The sequence below is a fragment of the Caldalkalibacillus mannanilyticus JCM 10596 genome, from assembly GCF_000615945.1.
GTDB classification, from domain to species: Bacteria; Bacillota; Bacilli; order Caldalkalibacillales; family JCM-10596; genus Bacillus_AT; species Bacillus_AT mannanilyticus.
In genome coordinates this window covers 1-17,980 of the sequence record NZ_BAMO01000028.1, presented here as the reverse complement: position 1 = coordinate 17,980, position 17,980 = coordinate 1, and the positions used below count along the sequence as shown (strand labels likewise).

21 protein-coding genes and 2 pseudogenes are annotated in these 17,980 nt (G+C 42.8%); 20 read left to right on the top strand and 3 right to left on the bottom strand.

Annotation, left to right across the window (positions count from 1 at the left end):
- The first annotated feature begins 145 nt into the window (after positions 1 to 145).
- The 20 genes and pseudogenes from eutS to JCM10596_RS14990 all read left to right on the top strand — a co-directional run bounded on the left by eutS (position 146) and on the right by JCM10596_RS14990 (position 14,660).
- Positions 146 to 487, top strand: a complete 342-nt coding sequence (eutS, locus tag JCM10596_RS15070) for an ethanolamine utilization microcompartment protein EutS (protein ID WP_025027850.1) — start codon at positions 146 to 148, stop codon at positions 485 to 487.
- Positions 488 to 497: 10 nt separating this feature from the next.
- On the top strand, positions 498 to 998 hold the full coding sequence (locus tag JCM10596_RS15065) for a EutP/PduV family microcompartment system protein (RefSeq protein WP_025027849.1): 501 nt from the start codon (positions 498 to 500) through the stop codon (positions 996 to 998).
- A 252-nt stretch (positions 999 to 1,250) separates the two neighbouring features.
- Complete coding sequence (locus JCM10596_RS15060) at positions 1,251 to 2,714, top strand: ethanolamine ammonia-lyase reactivating factor EutA (RefSeq protein WP_025027848.1); 1,464 nt, start codon at positions 1,251 to 1,253, stop codon at positions 2,712 to 2,714.
- A gap of 16 nt (positions 2,715 to 2,730) precedes the next feature.
- The gene (locus tag JCM10596_RS15055; RefSeq protein WP_025027847.1) at positions 2,731 to 4,095 is read left to right on the top strand and encodes an ethanolamine ammonia-lyase subunit EutB; all 1,365 of its coding nucleotides are present in this window, start codon (positions 2,731 to 2,733) and stop codon (positions 4,093 to 4,095) included.
- Between the two features lie 11 nt (positions 4,096 to 4,106).
- The gene (gene eutC / locus JCM10596_RS15050; protein ID WP_025027846.1) at positions 4,107 to 5,039 is read left to right on the top strand and encodes an ethanolamine ammonia-lyase subunit EutC; all 933 of its coding nucleotides are present in this window, start codon (positions 4,107 to 4,109) and stop codon (positions 5,037 to 5,039) included.
- Between the two features lie 12 nt (positions 5,040 to 5,051).
- Positions 5,052 to 5,707: pseudogene (gene eutL, locus JCM10596_RS25805) on the top strand (ethanolamine utilization microcompartment protein EutL).
- A gap of 17 nt (positions 5,708 to 5,724) precedes the next feature.
- Positions 5,725 to 7,248: an acetaldehyde dehydrogenase (acetylating) gene (locus JCM10596_RS15040; RefSeq protein WP_025027845.1), complete on the top strand. Its 1,524-nt coding sequence runs from the start codon at positions 5,725 to 5,727 to the stop codon at positions 7,246 to 7,248.
- Positions 7,249 to 7,276: 28 nt separating this feature from the next.
- A complete protein-coding gene (locus JCM10596_RS15035) occupies positions 7,277 to 7,567 on the top strand; it encodes a BMC domain-containing protein (RefSeq protein WP_025027844.1) in 291 nt (96 codons plus the stop codon).
- 32 nt (positions 7,568 to 7,599) lie between these two features.
- The gene (gene pduL, locus JCM10596_RS15030) at positions 7,600 to 8,265 is read left to right on the top strand and encodes a phosphate propanoyltransferase (RefSeq protein WP_025027843.1); all 666 of its coding nucleotides are present in this window, start codon (positions 7,600 to 7,602) and stop codon (positions 8,263 to 8,265) included.
- Positions 8,266 to 8,270: 5 nt separating this feature from the next.
- Positions 8,271 to 8,933: a hypothetical protein gene (locus JCM10596_RS15025; RefSeq protein ID WP_025027842.1), complete on the top strand. Its 663-nt coding sequence runs from the start codon at positions 8,271 to 8,273 to the stop codon at positions 8,931 to 8,933.
- 5 nt (positions 8,934 to 8,938) lie between these two features.
- Positions 8,939 to 9,211, top strand: a complete 273-nt coding sequence (locus tag JCM10596_RS15020) for a EutN/CcmL family microcompartment protein (RefSeq protein ID WP_025027841.1) — start codon at positions 8,939 to 8,941, stop codon at positions 9,209 to 9,211.
- 5 nt (positions 9,212 to 9,216) lie between these two features.
- On the top strand, positions 9,217 to 9,594 hold the full coding sequence (locus JCM10596_RS15015; RefSeq protein WP_025027840.1) for a BMC domain-containing protein: 378 nt from the start codon (positions 9,217 to 9,219) through the stop codon (positions 9,592 to 9,594).
- A gap of 18 nt (positions 9,595 to 9,612) precedes the next feature.
- A pseudogene (eat, locus tag JCM10596_RS25800) lies at positions 9,613 to 10,984 on the top strand (ethanolamine permease).
- Between the two features lie 57 nt (positions 10,985 to 11,041).
- Positions 11,042 to 11,980 (top strand): malate dehydrogenase, encoded by a 939-nt coding sequence (gene mdh, locus JCM10596_RS15005; protein WP_025027839.1) that lies wholly within the window; start codon positions 11,042 to 11,044, stop codon positions 11,978 to 11,980.
- 134 nt (positions 11,981 to 12,114) lie between these two features.
- Entirely contained in the window at positions 12,115 to 12,444 is a 330-nt protein-coding gene (locus JCM10596_RS28045) for a histidine kinase N-terminal domain-containing protein (RefSeq protein WP_051541337.1), read from the top strand.
- Complete coding sequence (locus JCM10596_RS25795) at positions 12,441 to 13,556, top strand: sensor histidine kinase (RefSeq protein WP_051541336.1); 1,116 nt, start codon at positions 12,441 to 12,443, stop codon at positions 13,554 to 13,556. The genes JCM10596_RS28045 and JCM10596_RS25795 overlap by 4 nt, the downstream gene beginning before the upstream one ends.
- Positions 13,553 to 13,711, top strand: a complete 159-nt coding sequence (locus tag JCM10596_RS31440) for a response regulator (RefSeq protein WP_369345651.1) — start codon at positions 13,553 to 13,555, stop codon at positions 13,709 to 13,711. Before JCM10596_RS25795 ends, JCM10596_RS31440 begins: the two co-directional genes overlap by 4 nt.
- An 11-nt stretch (positions 13,712 to 13,722) precedes the next feature.
- Positions 13,723 to 13,857: a response regulator gene (locus tag JCM10596_RS31435; RefSeq protein ID WP_369345650.1), complete on the top strand. Its 135-nt coding sequence runs from the start codon at positions 13,723 to 13,725 to the stop codon at positions 13,855 to 13,857.
- Positions 13,857 to 14,153: an ANTAR domain-containing response regulator gene (locus JCM10596_RS31430; RefSeq protein ID WP_369345649.1), complete on the top strand. Its 297-nt coding sequence runs from the start codon at positions 13,857 to 13,859 to the stop codon at positions 14,151 to 14,153. Before JCM10596_RS31435 ends, JCM10596_RS31430 begins: the two co-directional genes overlap by 1 nt.
- A 36-nt stretch (positions 14,154 to 14,189) precedes the next feature.
- A complete protein-coding gene (locus JCM10596_RS14990; RefSeq protein ID WP_025027838.1) occupies positions 14,190 to 14,660 on the top strand; it encodes a DinB family protein in 471 nt (156 codons plus the stop codon).
- A gap of 550 nt (positions 14,661 to 15,210) precedes the next feature.
- On the opposite strand, the gene JCM10596_RS25785 is transcribed toward JCM10596_RS14990, so the two are convergent.
- The 3 genes from JCM10596_RS25785 to JCM10596_RS14970 form a co-directional block, all read right to left on the bottom strand.
- Positions 15,211 to 15,594 carry a GNAT family N-acetyltransferase gene (locus JCM10596_RS25785; protein ID WP_369345648.1) on the bottom strand — a complete coding sequence of 128 codons (384 nt, stop codon included), beginning with the start codon at positions 15,592 to 15,594 and terminating at the stop codon, positions 15,211 to 15,213.
- A gap of 417 nt (positions 15,595 to 16,011) precedes the next feature.
- The gene (locus JCM10596_RS14980; protein WP_025027837.1) at positions 16,012 to 16,506 is read right to left on the bottom strand and encodes a hypothetical protein; all 495 of its coding nucleotides are present in this window, start codon (positions 16,504 to 16,506) and stop codon (positions 16,012 to 16,014) included.
- Positions 16,507 to 17,441: 935 nt separating this feature from the next.
- Complete coding sequence (locus JCM10596_RS14970; protein ID WP_025027836.1) at positions 17,442 to 17,816, bottom strand: hypothetical protein; 375 nt, start codon at positions 17,814 to 17,816, stop codon at positions 17,442 to 17,444.
- Positions 17,817 to 17,980 lie beyond the last annotated feature (164 nt).

Sequence of the window (17,980 nt, the reverse complement as noted above, 5' to 3'; positions counted from 1 at the left end):
CTTTGTAGGATCGATTTTAATGTGCTATAATAACGAAAAATAATAGACTAGGCATAGGGGCCTCTATCTACGGGATAGGGGCTTTTATGCGTTTTTTAAGGAAACATTAAGGAAAATGAGGCTTTTATTGTGGGAGGGTTGTTAAATGGCAGAGGAGAAAAAGCGTTTTATTCAAGAGTTTGTTCCAGGAAAGCAAGTGACATTAAGTCATCTGATCGCGAACCCAGATCCTCAAATGTTTGAAAAGCTGGGGATTCAGCAGGAAGGAGCCATTGGAATATTAACTCTGACTCCAAGTGAAACCGTTATTATTGCAGGGGATTTAGCGACCAAGGCGGCGCATGTGACGATTGGTTTTCTCGACCGCTTTACGGGTAGTCTTGTTTTGGTGGGGAGTGTGGCAGAAGTAGATATGGCAATGGAGCATATTAATTATTATTTAGCGGGGCAACTGGGGTATACTCCTGCCCGCATTACGAAATCGTAAGGAGTCGCTTATGAAAACAAGAAACCGAGCAATGATCATTGGTTCCATTGGTGCGGGGAAATCGACGCTGACCCACGCCTTAGTAGGGCGTAGGCAAGAAGCAGTGAAGACACAATCTCTCAGGTATGAGGATTGGATTGTCGATACACCAGGAGAATATATCGAAAACCCCATGTATTATCGTTCGCTCATGGCGACGTCTCTGGAGGTGACCCATGTCTTATATATTCAGGATGCCACACGTACCAAGTCTAGTTTCCCTCCTGGATTCTCCACTGGTATTCCCAAACTACCTATTGCTGTTGTCACGAAAGCAGATGCTAAGGAAGCCCATATTGAACGAGCCATAGAGGAAGTAAAGAAGACGGTACCTAGAGGACCTGTTGTGGTTTCCTCGGTTTTTAGGGATCAAGGAATTGAAGAGATACGTCAGCTTGTCTTACAAAATACATTGGAGGAGATGAAGGAGTATATAGATTCGAAGAAATCAAATTTTTTATTTTTTCTATGAGAGTGTTTACATTTCTGAAAAGACATAGTATTATGAAAATTAACAAATGGATAAAACAAGGCAATGGCGCCTAACAGCAATACGAGAGTTATTGTTGAAGGGGCTTTTTTTGTTTCCTTCAACACTGAAAAAAAGAATAGAGTAAGCAATGGTGCTTGGGTGAGGATCTACTGATGATCACTCCAAGCTTTTTTTGTGTAGGAAAGACGGAGGAGTTAGGGTGAAAGCCAGGATAAGTGGGGGTTGAGCCAGATGCAAGTTCATACTCAGGGAAGAGAACAGCTACTGAGTGCGGGAATTGATATCGGAACAAGTACAACGAAGCTAATTATCAGCCGCTTTACATTAGCCAATACGGCAGGCATGACTCATGTGCCACGGATTGAAATTATCGCCAAAGAGGTGATTTACAAAAGCCCGATGTACAAGACACCCCTTCACTCCAATACATTGATTGATTTACCAGCGGTTCTGTCCATTGTTCAGCAGGAATATCAGAAGGCGGGTATCTTGCCACAGGAGATACAGACAGGAGCTATCATCATTACTGGAGAAACAGCGACGAAGCAGAATGCTGAAGAGATGGTGCACCTCTTATCTAAACAAGCAGGAGATTTTTTAGTGGCGACAGCCGGACCCGATCTTGAAGGGATCATTGCGGCAAAGGGATCGGGAGCGTATCACTATTCCAAAGAATCAGGAAAAACCGTTGCCAATATAGATATTGGTGGAGGAACAGCCAATATAGCGGTATATCAAGCTGGAGTGCTCAAAGGAACATGTACCCTTCATATTGGAGGAAGGTTAATCGAATTTGATGGTAAGGGTGACGACAGACGGCTTAAGAACATGGCTTTGTCCATAGAACCATTGGCTCTGAAGCTGGGATGTTCACTGTCTATAGGGGAGAGGATTGAAAAGACACAAGTCATGCCGCTCATTCGGTATATGACGGAAGCTATAGAGAGAGTATTGACAGGAAGTATGGAACCATTCGACCATATGCTCTTACTGGGGCAGGAGCCAAATTGGCAGAATACAGTGGATGTCATCATGTTTTCAGGAGGAGTAGGTCAATGTATCCAGCAAGCAAATGAGAACGAAGGGAAATTAGTAGGGACCTCTTTTCATGACATCGGCATGTGGTTGGCGGAAGCATTGAAAGCGCACGAGGGTTTGAAGAGATGGCAATGGGTATCCCCTTTGGAAACGGTACGTGCAACCGTTCTTGGAGCTGGAATGCAAACGACCGAAATTAGTGGAGCAACCATTCAGGTGGAAGCGGATCTATTGCCGCTTAGAAATCTACCAATCTATTCTATCCGCTTGGATTGTGGAATTGATCATGCTCAGCAACTCTTGATGGAAGCAGTGGAGCAGGCGATTTCCCTATTTGACACAGCAAGAGAGGGGAACAATTTTTCCCTATATCTTTCCGACCTTCCTGTCCTTCGCTTTCGGGAGATTCAGCAATTGTCTGCGTGGTTAGCTGAAGCCTTTGCCCAACAGCCCAACCAAGAGGAGCCCTTAGTTCTCCTGATGGACCTTGATCTAGCTCAGGTTATTGGGCAAACCCTGCGAGGCATACAGCCCCAACGACCTGTTATATGTATTGACCAGATTAAGGTCGAGAACGGGGATTATCTTGATATAGGTAAAAAACTGCATAGCGATGTTGTACCTGTGGTTGTCAAAACACTGGCGTTTCACACGTAGAAAGGAGGAGAAGATCATGATTTTAAAAACGAATTTGTTAGGAACAAGCTATCAATTCAAAGATCTAAAAGAGATTTTTGCCAAGGCAAATGAAGAAAAATCCGGAGATCGTTTGGCAGGACTAGCCGCTGAGAGTGTGCAGGAGCGAATTGCGGCAAAGCAGGTTCTTAGCTCTCTAACACTTGCTACTATTCGTGATCACCCCTTACTGCCGGCGGAGGAAGATGAAGTGTCCCGTATGATTGAGGAGCAAGTGAATGAACAAATTTATACAAAGGTAAAGAGCTGGACAGTATCAGAATTACGAGAGCGAATTTTGGATCACCGCACGACAGGAGAGGATCTGCTTCGGCTCAGTAGAGGCTTAACTAGTGAAATGATTGCGGCGGTCACCAAAATCATGTCCAATCTAGATCTCATCCATGCCGCTCATAAGTTTGAGGTAATTACCAAGTGTAATATTGCCATAGGACAGAAGGGAGTACTGGCTTCTCGCCTACAGCCTAACCATCCAACAGACAATGTAGAAGGAGTGCTTGCTTCGTTAAAAGAAGGGTTGGCCTATGGGATAGGAGATGCTGTCATAGGAATTAATCCCGTTGATGATTCTGTAGAAAGCGTCAAAAGATTGCTTCATGCTACCCATGATTTTATGCAGGTTTGGCAAATTCCCACCCAAAACTGTGTTTTGGCACATGTCACAACGCAGATGAAAGCGATTGAGCAGGGGGCACCAGCAGACATGATTTTTCAAAGCATTGCGGGAACGGAGGCAGCGAATCGTTCCTTTGGAATTACAGCCTCTCTACTGGATGAAGCGAATGATTTAATCCGTAAATGGGGAACCGGTACAGGACCTCAAAGATTGTATTTTGAAACAGGTCAAGGATCTGAGCTTTCAGCAGAATGTCATTATGGCATTGATCAACTGACGATGGAAGCCCGTAACTATGGTTTTGCTAGAAAGTATGATCCGTATATTTTGAACACTGTTGTGGGCTTTATTGGACCAGAATATTTGTACGATCATAAGCAGGTGATACGAGCAGGCTTAGAGGATCATTTTATGGGGAAAATGCATGGCATCTCTATGGGCTGTGATGTTTGCTATACCAACCATATTCGTGCGGATCAGAATGATATGGAGGATTTGGGAGTATTACTGGCAGCAGCTGGGGTTAATTTCATCATCGCTACTCCAATGGGGGATGATTGTATGCTGAACTACCAGTCCCTGAGCTATCATGATGTGGCAACCATTCGGCAGACACTTGGACGCAGACCTGCCCCATTGTTCGAGAAATGGCTAGAGCAGATGGGAATAATGGAGAATGGTCAATTGACGGATTTAGCTGGTGATCCTACAATATTTTCACGTTAGGGGGAGGAAGGATGGACACCCAATTAATAGATACAGTGACTCGAATGGTTCTGGAGAAGATGGATTCTCCAGCAAGTGGCATGGTCAAGGTCTGGGATCATGTGGTTGAAAGCTCTCAAGCGGTTGAAAGCTCTCAAGCGGAGAGTAAAAGCATCCCACTGCCACAGAAGCAAGCAAAGGAACTGGAGAGGGAACTGCCGCCATTGACAACGAGGCTGGGAGTTGAGAAGCCCATTTCTGCTGACCTGTTATCTGAACTGGTGACAAAGACTCCGGCAAGGATTGGAATTGGACGAGCAGGAGTCAGACCCAAAACAGAGACATGGCTGCGCTTTAGGTTGGATCATGCTGCTGCTGTCGATGCGGTTTATGGTGAAGTTGCCCAAGAATTACTAGACTCCCTTGGATTTTTTAGTGTAGAAACGCTGGTCAGGGATAAGGAGGAATATATTCGGCGCCCCGATTTAGGTAGACGACTTAGTGAAGAGGCGAAAAGGCTCATTCGGGAACGATGTACTTCTCAGCCCCTTGTTCAGATTATTGTTTCAGATGGGCTTAGCTCGCAGGCGATTGAGAAAAATGTAGAGGATGTGTACTTTTCCTTACAGCAGTCGCTACAGCAGCTTGGGCTTCAGCAGGGGACCCCTTTTTTTATTAATAAAGGGCGAGTGGCTGTTATGGATGAGGTTGGTGAACTCCTGGAACCGGAAGCGATTGTTCTCTTGATCGGAGAACGACCGGGCTTAATGAGTGCAGAATCATTAAGTGCTTATCTATGTTATAAGCCGAGAAAAGGAACCATTGAAGCAGAGAGAATGGTTATTTCTAATATTCACGAAGGAGGAATTCCACCTGTGGAGGCTGGGGCGTATCTTGGCAATCTTGTTCAGAAGATTCTGAAATACAAAGCCAGCGGAATTGCACTTGTACAGAAAGGAGGGTAGCAGGAGATGACTATGAAACTAAGACCCATAAAAGCGGAGATTTTGGCAGCACGCCTCATTCCTAATGCCGATACAGCCTTATTGAAACAGTGGCAAGGAAAATCCGATTATCGCAGCTTAGGATGATTACAGTCACTATTGATGATGTGGGCTATACGGCTTTGGATGAGGCGACCAAAAGAGCGGAGGTAGAAGTGGTGTACGCACGATCTTTTTATGCAGGAGCGAGTCATGCTTCAGGTCCTCTTTCGGGAGAGTTTCTTGGTATTTTAGCAGGCCCGACTCCTGATGAGGTCAGCAGTGGACTTGATGCCGCACGCCAGACGATAGAATCCGAAGCTTATTTTGAAGCACTGAATGAGGAGGGGAGTCACGCACTGTATGCCCATGTGATAGCACGTACAGGGAGCTATCTATCTCATTTAGCAGGAATCAAGGAGGGAGAGCCCTTGGCTTACTTAATTGCCCCTCCACTTGAAGCCATGTACGGACTTGATGCCGCATTAAAGAAGGCGGATGTTCAATTGGTTACTTTCTTTGGACCTCCCTCAGAAACGAATTTTGGTGGGGGTTTGCTCACAGGGAGTCAATCTGCTTGCCAATCCGCGGCAGAAGCTTTTCGTGAGCAGGTGATTGATATTGCCCAAACCCCCATCGCTTACAGATAGAAAGGAGAGTGGTACACATGCAGCTGGATCAAGATTTGCAATCTCTTCAGGAGATGAGAAGAGCCGTAGCAAGAGCCAAGGAAGCACAGCAGAAATTTGAATCCTATTCGCAGGAGCAGGTGGACAGAATTGTGCAGGCAATGGCAGAGGCTGCTTATAACAAGGCGTATGACTTGGCGCAAATGGCTGTAGAAGAATCAGGCTTGGGAGTGATCGAGCACAAAGCGATAAAGAATCAGGTTGCCTCAAGAGAGGTTTATCAATCGATTGCTGAAGAAAAGACCGTTGGGGTCATACGTGAGAGCAGAGAAGAAAACATAGTAGAGGTGGCTGCCCCCTTTGGCGTGATAGCGGGGATCGTCCCTGTAACCAACCCGACATCCACAGCTATATTCAAGAGTTTAACAGCCGTAAAAGCCCGCAATGCTATTGTGTTTAGTCCCCACCCTTCTGCCGCCAAATGCACGGTGGAAGCGGCTAGAATTTGTTTGCAGGCAGCGATCCAGGCAGGAGCTCCCGAGGGCTTGATAGGATGGGTTAGCTTACCGACGATGGAAACGACAGAAGCGTTGTTAAAGCATCGGGATGTGAATCTGATCCTTGCCACAGGGGGAAGTGGACTTGTCCGAGCAGCCTATAGTTCAGGCAAGCCTGCGTATGGCGTTGGACCAGGCAATGTTCCGGTTTACATTGAAAAAACAGCAGAGGTTTCATTGGCTGTTAAACGGATTGTGGATAGTAAAACATTTGATCATGGAACCATTTGTGCCTCTGAACAATCCATAGTCGTAGACCGCAACATTCGAGAGATTGTGGTTCGGGAATTTAAAAAACACGGGGCTCATTTCCTGACTCCCGAGGAGAAAAAGAAAGTCGAACCAGTGATCTCACCCTCCCCTGGGAAGCTAAATCCTAAAATAGTTGGACAGAGTGCGAAGGTAATTGCCCGGTTAGCTGGAATCCAAGTACCAGAAGAGACAAGCTTACTGATAGCGGATGAAACGAAAGTAGGAAAGGAAATTCCCTTTTCCATTGAAAAACTAGCACCTGTATTTGCTTTCTACACGGTGGAAGGCAGGAACGAGGCAGAGATGATTTGTCAAAGGCTATTACATTTGGGAGGGAGGGGACATTCACTTGCTCTTCATACCAAGGATGAAGAGTTGGCACGGTCATTTGCCCAAAACATGCCTGTTTCCAGAATCTTGGTCAATACCCCCTCGGCACTGGGCGCAGTTGGAGCGACAACGAAGCTAAAGCCATCTATGACGCTAGGCTGTGGTTCGTTTGGAGGCAATATAACGTCAGACAACGTAACCGCTCGTCACTTACTGAATATCAAGCGCTTGGCTTATGGGGTTAAGGATATTGACGTACCTAAGGCAGGGATGCACCACGCCCCTCCTGAACAAGAGCCTATAATGTCAGCTCTGCAAATCGAAGAGGTCGTTGAAAAAGTATTGGCAGAGGCACGAACATTGAAAAGTGTGAACAAAGAATCGATTGCTACATTGGTGAGTCAAGTAGTTTCTAAACTATAACAAGATATGAATTGAGGAGGAATGTAGAATGTCAAGAGAACTTACGGCACTAGGAATGATTGAAACAAAAGGGTTGGTTGCCTCAGTGGAAGCGGCAGATGCCATGGTGAAAGCGGCGAATGTTCATTTGGTGGGAAAGGTGCATGTTGGGGGAGGAATTGTGACGGTATTAGTCCGCGGTGATGTGGGAGCCGTTAAAGCGGCTACAGAAGCAGGAGCCGCCGCCGCGCAAAGAGTAGGGGAATTGATGTCTGTTCATGTCATCCCTCGTCCACACAGTGAGTTAGAAAGCATTTTACCTAAGCTGCCAGCTGAATAAGGATGACAGTCTGGAGCAAGGAGAGGATGAAGGTGGACACAGAAATCATTCAGACCATCATCGATAAAGTGATGCTACAGTACCAAGCGTTACAGGAAGCCTTACCCGCAATTCCGATCGGTGTGTCGGCAAGACATGTGCATCTGTCCCAGTCCCATCTTGAAGCTTTGTTTGGCAGAGGATATGAGTTGACAAGAAAGAAGGAACTATCCCAACTGGGTCAGTTTGCAGCGCAGGAAACGGTCTTGGTGGTAGGTCCCAAAGGAAGTCTAGAGAGAGTGCGAGTGCTAGGACCGGCTAGAGGCAAGACACAGGTTGAAGTAAGTCAGACGGATGCGCTTAAGCTAGGCTTGATGCCTCCGTTAAGAGAATCGGGAGATATTCATGGTTCTTCTCCCGTTACTCTTGTAGGTCCCAAGGGGAGTCTTTATTTGCCTGAAGGCTTGATTGTGGCTCAATGTCACATTCATATGAAGCCCGAAGATGCGGAGGTTTATGGGGTGAAGAATGGAGAGTATGTGCAGGTGAAGCTAGAGAGCCATCGTCCAATTGTGTTTGACCGAGTGCTTATTCGTGTGTCTGAGCGCTATAAACTGGAAATGCATATTGACACAGATGAAGCGAATGCGGCTCTGTATCGCTCTGAATTGTTCGGTCTGCTGCTCAAGAGGCATGATTCAAGGGATGAAGGAGGGTGAAAGGGATGGAGCGGCAGATGATTGAGCAAATCGTGCTTGAGGTAGCCAGACGTATGATGATCAAACCCTCCTTACTTATTTGCCATGACGGGACTCGTGATCCGAATCAGCTAAAGGAGCTGACACAAAGATTGATTCATAATTGGGAGGTATCTCTCTATGCATTCGATTCTGAATCAGATGATCCACCAGAGCTGAGTGAAAAGAGTGTTCTCTTTCTGGATGTAGATCAGGATTTACTTGTCAGAGGAGCACAAGGGCTGACAGGAACCAGCTCAAGTAGATGGCTAGCGGAAAGCCTCTTGGCAGGGAATGAAGTTTATCTACATCCCTCGCGTAGTTTCAACTGGATTCTTGAGCCAAAACAAGGGTCTTCCTTTTTAACGGAAGGAAAAAAGAGGTATCGAGAGCTTCTCTATCGTTCAAAAGAGGCGTTGTCCTCTTTTGGAGTCAAGTTTATTACAGAGTCTGAGCTGTTAGAAGGGATTGTGTTCACAAGAGAAGCTGAACCAATGATATACCAGAAGAAGCTATTGACTCAGCTAGATGTAGAACAATTGAAGGTGAAAAAAATAAGAGTTGCACCAACTACAATTGTGACTCCATTAGCACGTGATGCCCTAAGAGCTAATGGGATGGAGCTTATCTGGGAACATAAAGGGGAGTGATGTCGATGCGCTTGGGTCGTATCACGGGAAACGTGTGGGCAACGAGAAAAGAGGATGGGCTAACAGGGTTCAAATTTCTTTTTGTCCAATTAGAAGAACCTACAGGAAAAGGAACGGATACTCAAATTATTGCTGTGGATCGTATTGGTGCGGGGATAGGAGATCGTGTAATGGTCACCCTAGGGAGTGCTTCACGCTTCATCATGGTAGATAAGGATCTTCCCATTGATGCCGTAGTTATAGGAATTATAGATAGTATAGAGGAAGAAAGCAGGTGATTGAGATGTCAAAAGCGCTAGGCATGATTGAAACCAAAGGCTTGATTGGTTCAATTGAAGCGGCAGATGCGATGGTCAAAGCGGCAGATGTTCGCTTAATCACTCAAGAGAAGATAGACGGAGCCCTTGTCACAGTGCTTATCGAGGGGGATGTGGGTGCGGTGCAGGCAGCGCTGGAAGCTGGAAAGGAAGCAGCTCAGCGAGTGGGGATTCTTGTTGCTTCGCATCTGATTGCTCGTCCTGATGCCGAGGTGGATGTCATTGTGAAAAATAAAGTCGCTTCGACTCACAAGGAGAGTGGGCAGGGACAAGCAGACCCACCCAAAAATCGCAGAAAAAAACATCAAGAAACGGGAAAAGAGGATGAACAAAATCATGTGTAATTAGAGGAGGGATTTCGGATGGATCACCAAAACAGCTTGAAAAAAAGCTTAAAGCCCATCCATCTATGGGCAATTGCAGTGGGGATGGTTATTTCAGGGCAATATTTCGGCTGGAATTACGGATTCGAGCAAGGTGGCATTATTGGCATGGTCATTGCCGCAGTGATTATCACTATTTTTTATACCACCTTTATTTTTAGCTATGCCGAACTCTCTACATCGATTCCCAATGCAGGAGGCCCGTCTGCCTATGCACGCAAAGCAATGGGTCCTTTTGCAGGATATATAGCAGGTATTGCCTGCTTACTTGAGTTTGTTTTTGCTCCTCCAGCCATTGCGGTGGCGACAGGAGCGTATATTCATTTTCTGGTCCCTAGTATCAACTGTTTATGCGACCGTCGGGGTGTTTGTCTTTTTTATCCTCGTTAATTTGATTGGGGTGAAGGGAGCTGCCCTGATTGAGCTAGTAGCTACCATTCTTGCCCTAATTGGTTTGTCCATCTACTACGTAGCTGGCTTACCCCATGTTCAGTCAGCAAACATTTTTAATGAGCACTCCTTTATTGGAGGAGCCACAGGATTTATGGCAGCGATCCCGTTTGCTATTTGGCTCTTTTTAGCTATAGAAGGTGGAGCCATGGCGGCAGAGGAAGTGGAAAATCCGCGCAGAGATATTCCCAAAGGCTTTATCTCAGGGATTATCACTCTAGGGATTGCTACGGTCTTTACCCTCTTGGTCACAGCCGGTCTTGGCGGAGGAACAGGAGCTCCAGCAGATTATCCATTGCCACAAGCCTTAGCAAGCGTCTATGGAGACACCCATTATCTACCTAAACTCTTAGCTGTGATTGGTCTATTCGGTTTAATCGCTAGTCTGCATGGGATTATTATCGGATACTCTCGTCAAACCTATGCCTTGGCTCGAGCGGGGTATTTCCCTCGTTTTTTATCCCGTCTTTCCAATAGGGGGATCCCTCATTGGGGATTGATTGTCCCTGGAACGATCGGTGTAATCTGTGCAGGATCAGCTACCTTTGCCGATGCTTTGATCATCATTTCTGTTTTTGGAGCAGTGCTAATGTATTGTCTGAGCCTGCTTTCATTATTTGTCTTAAGAAGAAAAGAGCCAAATATGGATCGTCCGTTCAAAGTCATGTATCCAATTGTTCCTGGTATCGCTTTGGCTCTGGGGTTCTTCTCCCTCTTTTGCGTCATTAAGTATAGCATTCTAACAACCAATCTACCGATTTTCGGTGTTGAAATCTCGTTACTTTCTGCGATCGTTATTATTTTCACTCTATCTATTCTCTATTACTTTTTAGTCGGATCAAAGAATCTACGTCCCCTATCAGATGAATTTGAAACAAAGGATGAGAGTGCTTCAGCATAGAGGAAGGAGTCTTACCGACGGTTTGTACGTGACAAAATGTTCTAGAAGGAGGGAAGCATGGTGTTTAAGAGGAGAAAAATCGCTGTCATAGGAGCAGGGTTTACCGGTGCTACAGCGGCTTTAATGTTAGCACAGAAAGAATTAGGTGATATCGTTCTGTTAGATATTCCAGAACAAGAGAATCCGACAAAAGGAAAGGCATTGGATTTGCTAGAAGCGAGCCCGGTTCAAGGATTTGATAGTCGGATTAGGGGAACCTCTTGTTATGAAGATATTCACGAAGCGGATTTAGTCATTATTACAGCAGGAATTGCTCGTAAACCGGGTATGAGCCGAGATGATCTAGTTACCATTAATGCAGGGATTATGCGTACTGTAGCCCAAAATGTGGCCAAGTATGCCCCCAATAGCTATATTCTTGTGCTGAGTAATCCCGTAGATGCGATGACCTATGTCTGCTATAAAGAAACGGGCTTTCCCAAAAATCGTGTCATTGGTCAATCTGGGGTCTTGGATACGGCTCGTTTTGTTACTTTTGTAGCGGAAGAATTGGATGTGTCGGTTGAAGATGTTTCTGGTTTTGTGCTGGGCGGACATGGGGATGATATGGTGCCGCTTGTGCGTTACTCCTATGCAGGAGGCATTCCTCTAGAGAAGCTAATCCCTCAAGAGCGTCTTGATGCTATTGTGGAACGGACACGTAAGGGTGGTGGAGAAATTGTAAACCTGTTGGGGAATGGGAGTGCCTATTATGCACCAGCCGCTTCCCTTGTTCAGATGGCGGAAGCTATTCTGAAGGACAAAAAGAGAATTCTCCCTGCCATTGCTTTTCTGGAAGGAGAATATGGCTATGAGAATATGTATCTGGGTGTGCCAACCGTTCTTGGTGGTAAGGGGATAGAAAGGATTTTAGAACTTCAATTGACAGCAGAGGAGCGAGAGGGCTTGAATCGTTCTGCTCAATCGGTCAAAAACGTGATGACCCTGTTACAGTAAAGCAAAGATTCCGTTTACAATTGTCAGATTATTTAGTATAGTTAAGTCCAAAACTGGCTTGTCTTTTTTAGAGGAGCTAGAATTGGTGAAGGATTTGCTCTTTCATAGCGATCCTGACAAAAGGAGTCATGCCGATGGAAACTAAGCAACGGATTGAAGAACTGTGCCGCGCTTATACTTCCTTGACGAAAGAAGATATTGCTCAAATTGTTATCAAATTTGAAATGCTTCAAAACATCGCTGACCTTGCTCAAGCGAATGTGTTTATCGATTGTCCTAAGCGGAATGGGAAAACGATGATCGTCGTGGCAGAAGCTGTGCCCACCACAATTGATTCCTTGTATAAGACAAGTGTGGTAGGAAAGGAAATTTTTGAACCCTATGAGCCTGCTGTCTTTCGTGCCTACCGTTCAGGAAAGCCGACGATGGCACATCGAGCATTGACCATGAGGGAAAGCATGTGAAGCAGAATGTCACGACCATCTGCAACCAATCTGGAAAAACAATCGGTTTACTTATTCTAGAGCAAGAAATTACTTTGCAGGTTAAACGGGAGAACGAACTGGCGATTTTATCAGAAACCACGGAGGAATTTTACCGCACATTTTGGGATTTTATCACCAAGGAGCAGGCAATCCCAGACATTATCGAAGAGGCGCTTATCCTGTTGCGTGAGGATGGATGCATCCTGTATGCCAATAACTTTGCCATCGGCTTGATTGAGGGCTACGGTCAACTTAAATTGAAAAACTATATGAATAGCCGTATCCATGAGTGCCTGCCCTTTATTGATATCAGCGATTACAAACATGATGCTTTTGTCCAGAGGGAAATCCACTATTTAGAGAAAGTGTTTATTCTTCGAGCCATTTGTCTGAAGAAAAAAGGCGACAAGGGAGATCGTATCTTACTTGCTTTTCGGGATGTGACCGACCTCCGTAATAAAGAACGCCAATTGATGGTTAAGTCAGCCGTGATTAAAGAGATTCATCATCGAGTAAAAAACAACTTACAAACAGTAGGGAGCCTTCTTCGCTTACAGATGCGACGTGGAGTGAGCGAAGAAGCCAAGCAATCGTATCAGGAAAGCCTGAATCGTATTACGAGCATTGCGACAGTTCATGAGGTGCTTTCGTACAGTGGGATAGAGCGAGTCAATATGGACGAAATTATTCACAAAATAGCTAAAACGGTCATTCACAATTTACCCCACTCTGAATGTAGGATTCAGCTTGAACTGGAAACAGAACCTCTTTCACTACACTCTGACCAAGCCGTTTCCCTTGCCTTAATTTTAACGGAATTGCTACAAAACTGTTTGAAGCATGCGTTCAAGGGAAGGGCAACAGGGCAGATTTCAGTGGGACTCTATTTGCTTGATCAGCAAATTCATTTGTTTGTTCGAGATAACGGAATTGGAATGCAAGAAACGGAAAAAGCGGATCAATTAGGCTTGGAAATTGTCAAAAACCTAACACAATACGATTTATCGGGTGTATTCGAATGGAAGCTATGGGGAGGAGGGGGAACCGTAGCCTCTGTCACCTTCCCCTTTAGACAGGAGGAGATACTGTGAGTAGACCACGCATTCTTGTAGTCGATGATGAATCAATCTTACGCATGGATATTAAGGAAATGCTCAGCGAAGCTGGATATGATGTTGTGGGGGAAGCCAATACGGGAGATTTGGCTATTGAATTGGCAGCTACGCATCATCCGATCTTATCGTGATGGATATCAAGATGCCCAAAATGAATGGGATTAAAGCAAGCAAAATTATTCAGTCCTCCTTCGGAATCCCCGTTTTGCTTTTGACGGCGTACAGTGAAACAGAGCTTATTAAGGAAGCTAGGAATGCCAATATCGTAGGTACTTAGTGAAACCAATCTCTGAACGTGATTTGATACCTGCTGTCGAAATTGCTTTAGGTCAATCTGAAAGAGTGAAAGCCTTGTCTGGTAACATTAAGGATCTCCAAGCAAAAATGGAAATGAGGAAAAAAGTAGAGAAAGCAAAAGGAATTCTTATGCAATCCTATAAGATTAGTGAAGAAGAAGCCTATGAGAAACTGAGAAACTACAGTATGAAGAATAGAAAGCCAATGAAAGAGGTGGCTAACTATATTATAGAATTTGGTCGACTAGGGGTTAGAAGTTCTCATGAAGGGGCTTAAAATAGAAAAAAGAGCTAAAGAGTATAAGGGAGAGCTATGAATATATATTGTAGAAGTGCGTTAAATCAGATTAAAATAGCTTTAGCAAAGACGATAGAGATTATTGACAAATTAGAAGAGAGCGATTTGCAAAAAAAACCGTCAGCTGATAAGCGATCCATTGGCGAGCTGCTTGAGCATATTGCAATTATTTGTAAAGCGGATTTGCTAATCGCAAACGGTGCAACACAGGAAGAGATGAATATATTCTATTCATCTGTAACATATAAAACTAGAAGTGAACTAAAAAACGGTTTAATCCAGAATTTTGAACTGCTTGAAGAAAAGTATTTGAATTACACGGAGCAAGAACTCCAACAAGAAATTACTTCTTTTTGGGGTGTTACATACTCACGCTATGAATGGTTATTAGAAATTTTATCTCACATCTATCACCACAGAGGTCAACTGCATGCAATTCTTGTACACTGTTGTGCCAAAGACCCAAAAATAATGATGTTTGAATAGTTGATAAACAATGAAGTAAGGAATTGAAAGAAAAAACGTACTCGAAAGAACAACACAATAAAAAACAAGGCAAATGCCTAGTGAAGAAGAAACCTTTTTCACTAGGCTTTGTTACTGAATAAGAAAGTACTAGACGACATCTTCGAAAGGGCTTCAGTAGAAGCTTTTCTTAATTTAGGGCTTATGAAACGGTCTTTTAGTTTTGCAGGCAAAATTATTTATACTCCCTACCTCTGTGTTTTTCCGAGGAACTAGACTAATGATCTTCAATAATCGCACTCGATTATGAAATAGTCTTTTTCTATTGCATAGTATCGTTGTACTGCGCAGCAAGTGAATCTGTTGTTTTTCCTTTTCTTATTGAATATAAGCATTCGTTAGCTTAACAAGATAGATACTTAGAAAGGTAAATCGTGAAGTTTTATAGGGGTTACTAATTTGTTTTCCCAATCACTTCTAATCATTGCATAGCACATTGAGTCTGAAACACTACCATCATTATTTTCCCATGCGTATCGTAGGTATCCTTCTTTAACAAACCCACAATTAGTTAGTGTTTTCTCATAGCTAAGTTATCACTTCTAGTGTATGCCTCAATCCTTATTTTTTTATCTGGCAAACTAAAAATATATTCAACAATCCATTGCACTGCTTTTGTTCCAAAACCTTTTCCTCTTACATTGTTTCCTAAGCGAATATCAAACAAAGGAATAGTGTCATTTATGTCATGAATAATAATTAATCCAATTTTTTCATTGTGATATTCAATCCAATAAGTTTCTCTTTCTTCTTGATACCAACCATTATTAAATCCTTTAGTAATTTGCTCATATGAAGGTTTTGGGTCTGAATGATAATTCCAAGAATTATTGGTCATGAATGAGACCAAATCATTTATTTCATTTTCGAATTTTTTAATTATAAGCTCGCCCATTTCTTTCCCACCTCGAATTTTTTACCAAATTAACTTCGACAAAAAAATGCTTATACCTGTTTTTTTTTGTATTATTGATTTATCAATTTGTAAATGTTCTTCCTCAACATTCCTGCTTCGTTAGTTTAAGTGAAATCCTTCACAATCTTGTGAACCTTCATAAATAAATCATGCCAGAAAATAACAAATTTGGTGTGAGGATATTGATAAACTACTCGTATCTATGAGTAGTTTGTTAGCTAGCTTGCGCAGTATTAGTCTACTGTTTAATAGGGAAAAAGCGAAAATCTTATTCAGCTATTGTGCTTGTAAAATTAATGTAGTGATTTATTGCAAATAAAAAAACCTTACACGAAAGAATGAGTAAGGACGGAAGAGATGGTCACAATGCTGGCCATCTCTTCCTTGTTAATAATATTAATTCGTTTGTTTATCAAACTTTCGCTTCGGCTTAAATCCTTCTTCAAGTAAATATTGCTTCGCTTCATTATACGATGGAAACGTTCCGTCTAGTTGTTCACCTGCATAGACGTTCCACATGTCATCTTCAAGAATAATAGTAAGCTTATGCCCTTCTTTGTCCATCCATATTTCATCAATATTTTGAAATGTTTCCTCTACTTCACTAACTGCGTTTGATCGCAGAGAGTCAATTGAGCGTTTAATGAGCGAACGTAATTCTTCTTCTGAAAAATCACGGATATTAACCATCCCTTTAGTGTCTTTTTTCGGCACTTTAAGTGTTGCAGCATAAATAAAGCCATTTCCGTTTGGATGCAAATGGTATACGACATTTTTTTTATCACTGTCGCCTCCCACATAATGAAAATTAACACGATTTAGCGATACATCGCGGCGTTCTAATTCTGGGAAAGACTCAATAATTGCAAGTTTTTGATCAAATGTAAGCATAGTTCCTCCAAATACTTCTAATTTATTAATTCATTATATCATTAGTGGATATTAACAAAAAATACACTTGCTTGCGCAGTAAGAGTCAAATGCGAAAAGACGATCACTTTAAATGTAACCGTCTCTCTAGAAGGAATTTCTTCAACAGTATGTTTGTACTGTTCAACCAAAGAGACGGTACTTACACTTTACAAGAAGTATAAGTACCGACACCAGTTATTTCACACTACTAAAGCCGAGTTCTTTGTAGCTTTAAAAAGTTTATCCGCAATTCGAAGCATTAGCCTAATTCCTTTTTGACCATAACCCGATTGATTTAAGCTTCCGATGATATAAGCATCTGTCGCAGGGTGGTAAAACATAAACGAACCAGTAGACCTAGCATTCCCCCAAGAGTTTAAGAGGTTCGTGGGGACAGGAGCCTACTGAAACTAACTGGTATTTCTATGGAAGTGCTGTAACTCAGGACGCTATTGGAGACACTATCCGTCCGACCATTATGGCTCGTGAAAGATCTGACGAGTTTGTAACTAATTTTAATATCAGTGACCACAATTTTGCTGTAAATATTGATTCTATTCTGTTGTTTAAGGTGAATTTTGAAAAACGTTTAACTAGACTTTGATAAGTTGTATCAGTATGCAGATATTTTATTTCGCAGTATGGGTCTACTGCGCAGCAATTGATCCTATGTAGATTTAAAATAAAGTTGCACCGTTTTGAAAAAAGTGAATCGTTTATAAAAAAGTTGATAGTTTTAGAAACTGAATTTTTACATAAACATTATTATGTAAGGTAAACCCGAAATAAAAAAATCCCTCTATTCCTGTTTGGGAATAGAGGGAAGTAAAAGATTTATTTAGTATATTGTTCAAACTTTTTCTTTGAATCATCGTACTAAGCATCCTTTAATTTTTTATACCCCAAAATACAGATTAGTATAGAACTTTTTTTAAAGTAACATCAGTAGTAGTGTCTAATTCAATTTTAGTAGCTCTGACTTCTCTTGTTTCATCTAATTTATCTCTTGTACTTACAATAATTTTATCACCAACTTTGAATTTATTTAGTTTTTTATCATCTGGATCATATACGACTAAAATACATTGATCATTATTCGCTAATAATGTTTCGTAATGAATAGTTTCAACTTCTTCTTTTGTAACATCCCACATTAATAAGTAGACTCTTTCTCCATTATTAATGCTATCGGACGCTATGATATAGCCGTTGTAAGAAATCGTTTCGGGATGGGTACACCCCAAAAAAAGCAGCGCAGTCAAGAGAATCAATAGTAATGTCTTCCTCATTTTTATCCTCCTAGGCTATTACTTGAACTACTCACCACTTAACACCCTTTCGGGTTGTTTGAAGTGGGAGATTCTTGGGAATAGAGCGTACTTGTTAGCATATTTCTTCGCCAACAGAGGTTTCTCTTATTGACCAAGCTATCCCCGTAGATTCCTACGGTTCC

Bases quoted from the DNA above. Each gene is read 5' to 3' on its own strand.
- JCM10596_RS14980 (WP_025027837.1), bottom strand. From the start codon at position 16,506: ATGCTTACATTTGATCAAAAACTTGCAATTATTGAGTCTTTCCCAGAA.
- JCM10596_RS15025 (WP_025027842.1), top strand. From the start codon at position 8,271: ATGGAGCGGCAGATGATTGAGCAAATCGTGCTTGAGGTAGCCAGACGT.
- JCM10596_RS15015 (WP_025027840.1), top strand. From the start codon at position 9,217: ATGTCAAAAGCGCTAGGCATGATTGAAACCAAAGGCTTGATTGGTTCA.
- eutS (WP_025027850.1), top strand. From the start codon at position 146: ATGGCAGAGGAGAAAAAGCGTTTTATTCAAGAGTTTGTTCCAGGAAAG.
- JCM10596_RS14970 (WP_025027836.1), bottom strand. From the start codon at position 17,816: ATGAGGAAGACATTACTATTGATTCTCTTGACTGCGCTGCTTTTTTTG.
- JCM10596_RS28045 (WP_051541337.1), top strand. From the start codon at position 12,115: ATGGAAACTAAGCAACGGATTGAAGAACTGTGCCGCGCTTATACTTCC.
- mdh (WP_025027839.1), top strand. From the start codon at position 11,042: ATGGTGTTTAAGAGGAGAAAAATCGCTGTCATAGGAGCAGGGTTTACC.
- JCM10596_RS15040 (WP_025027845.1), top strand. From the start codon at position 5,725: ATGCAGCTGGATCAAGATTTGCAATCTCTTCAGGAGATGAGAAGAGCC.
- JCM10596_RS15065 (WP_025027849.1), top strand. From the start codon at position 498: ATGAAAACAAGAAACCGAGCAATGATCATTGGTTCCATTGGTGCGGGG.
- JCM10596_RS15020 (WP_025027841.1), top strand. From the start codon at position 8,939: ATGCGCTTGGGTCGTATCACGGGAAACGTGTGGGCAACGAGAAAAGAG.
- JCM10596_RS31435 (WP_369345650.1), top strand. From the start codon at position 13,723: ATGCCCAAAATGAATGGGATTAAAGCAAGCAAAATTATTCAGTCCTCC.
- JCM10596_RS15055 (WP_025027847.1), top strand. From the start codon at position 2,731: ATGATTTTAAAAACGAATTTGTTAGGAACAAGCTATCAATTCAAAGAT.
- eutC (WP_025027846.1), top strand. From the start codon at position 4,107: ATGGACACCCAATTAATAGATACAGTGACTCGAATGGTTCTGGAGAAG.
- JCM10596_RS14990 (WP_025027838.1), top strand. From the start codon at position 14,190: ATGAATATATATTGTAGAAGTGCGTTAAATCAGATTAAAATAGCTTTA.
- JCM10596_RS15035 (WP_025027844.1), top strand. From the start codon at position 7,277: ATGTCAAGAGAACTTACGGCACTAGGAATGATTGAAACAAAAGGGTTG.
- JCM10596_RS25785 (WP_369345648.1), bottom strand. From the start codon at position 15,594: ATGGGCGAGCTTATAATTAAAAAATTCGAAAATGAAATAAATGATTTG.
- JCM10596_RS15060 (WP_025027848.1), top strand. From the start codon at position 1,251: ATGCAAGTTCATACTCAGGGAAGAGAACAGCTACTGAGTGCGGGAATT.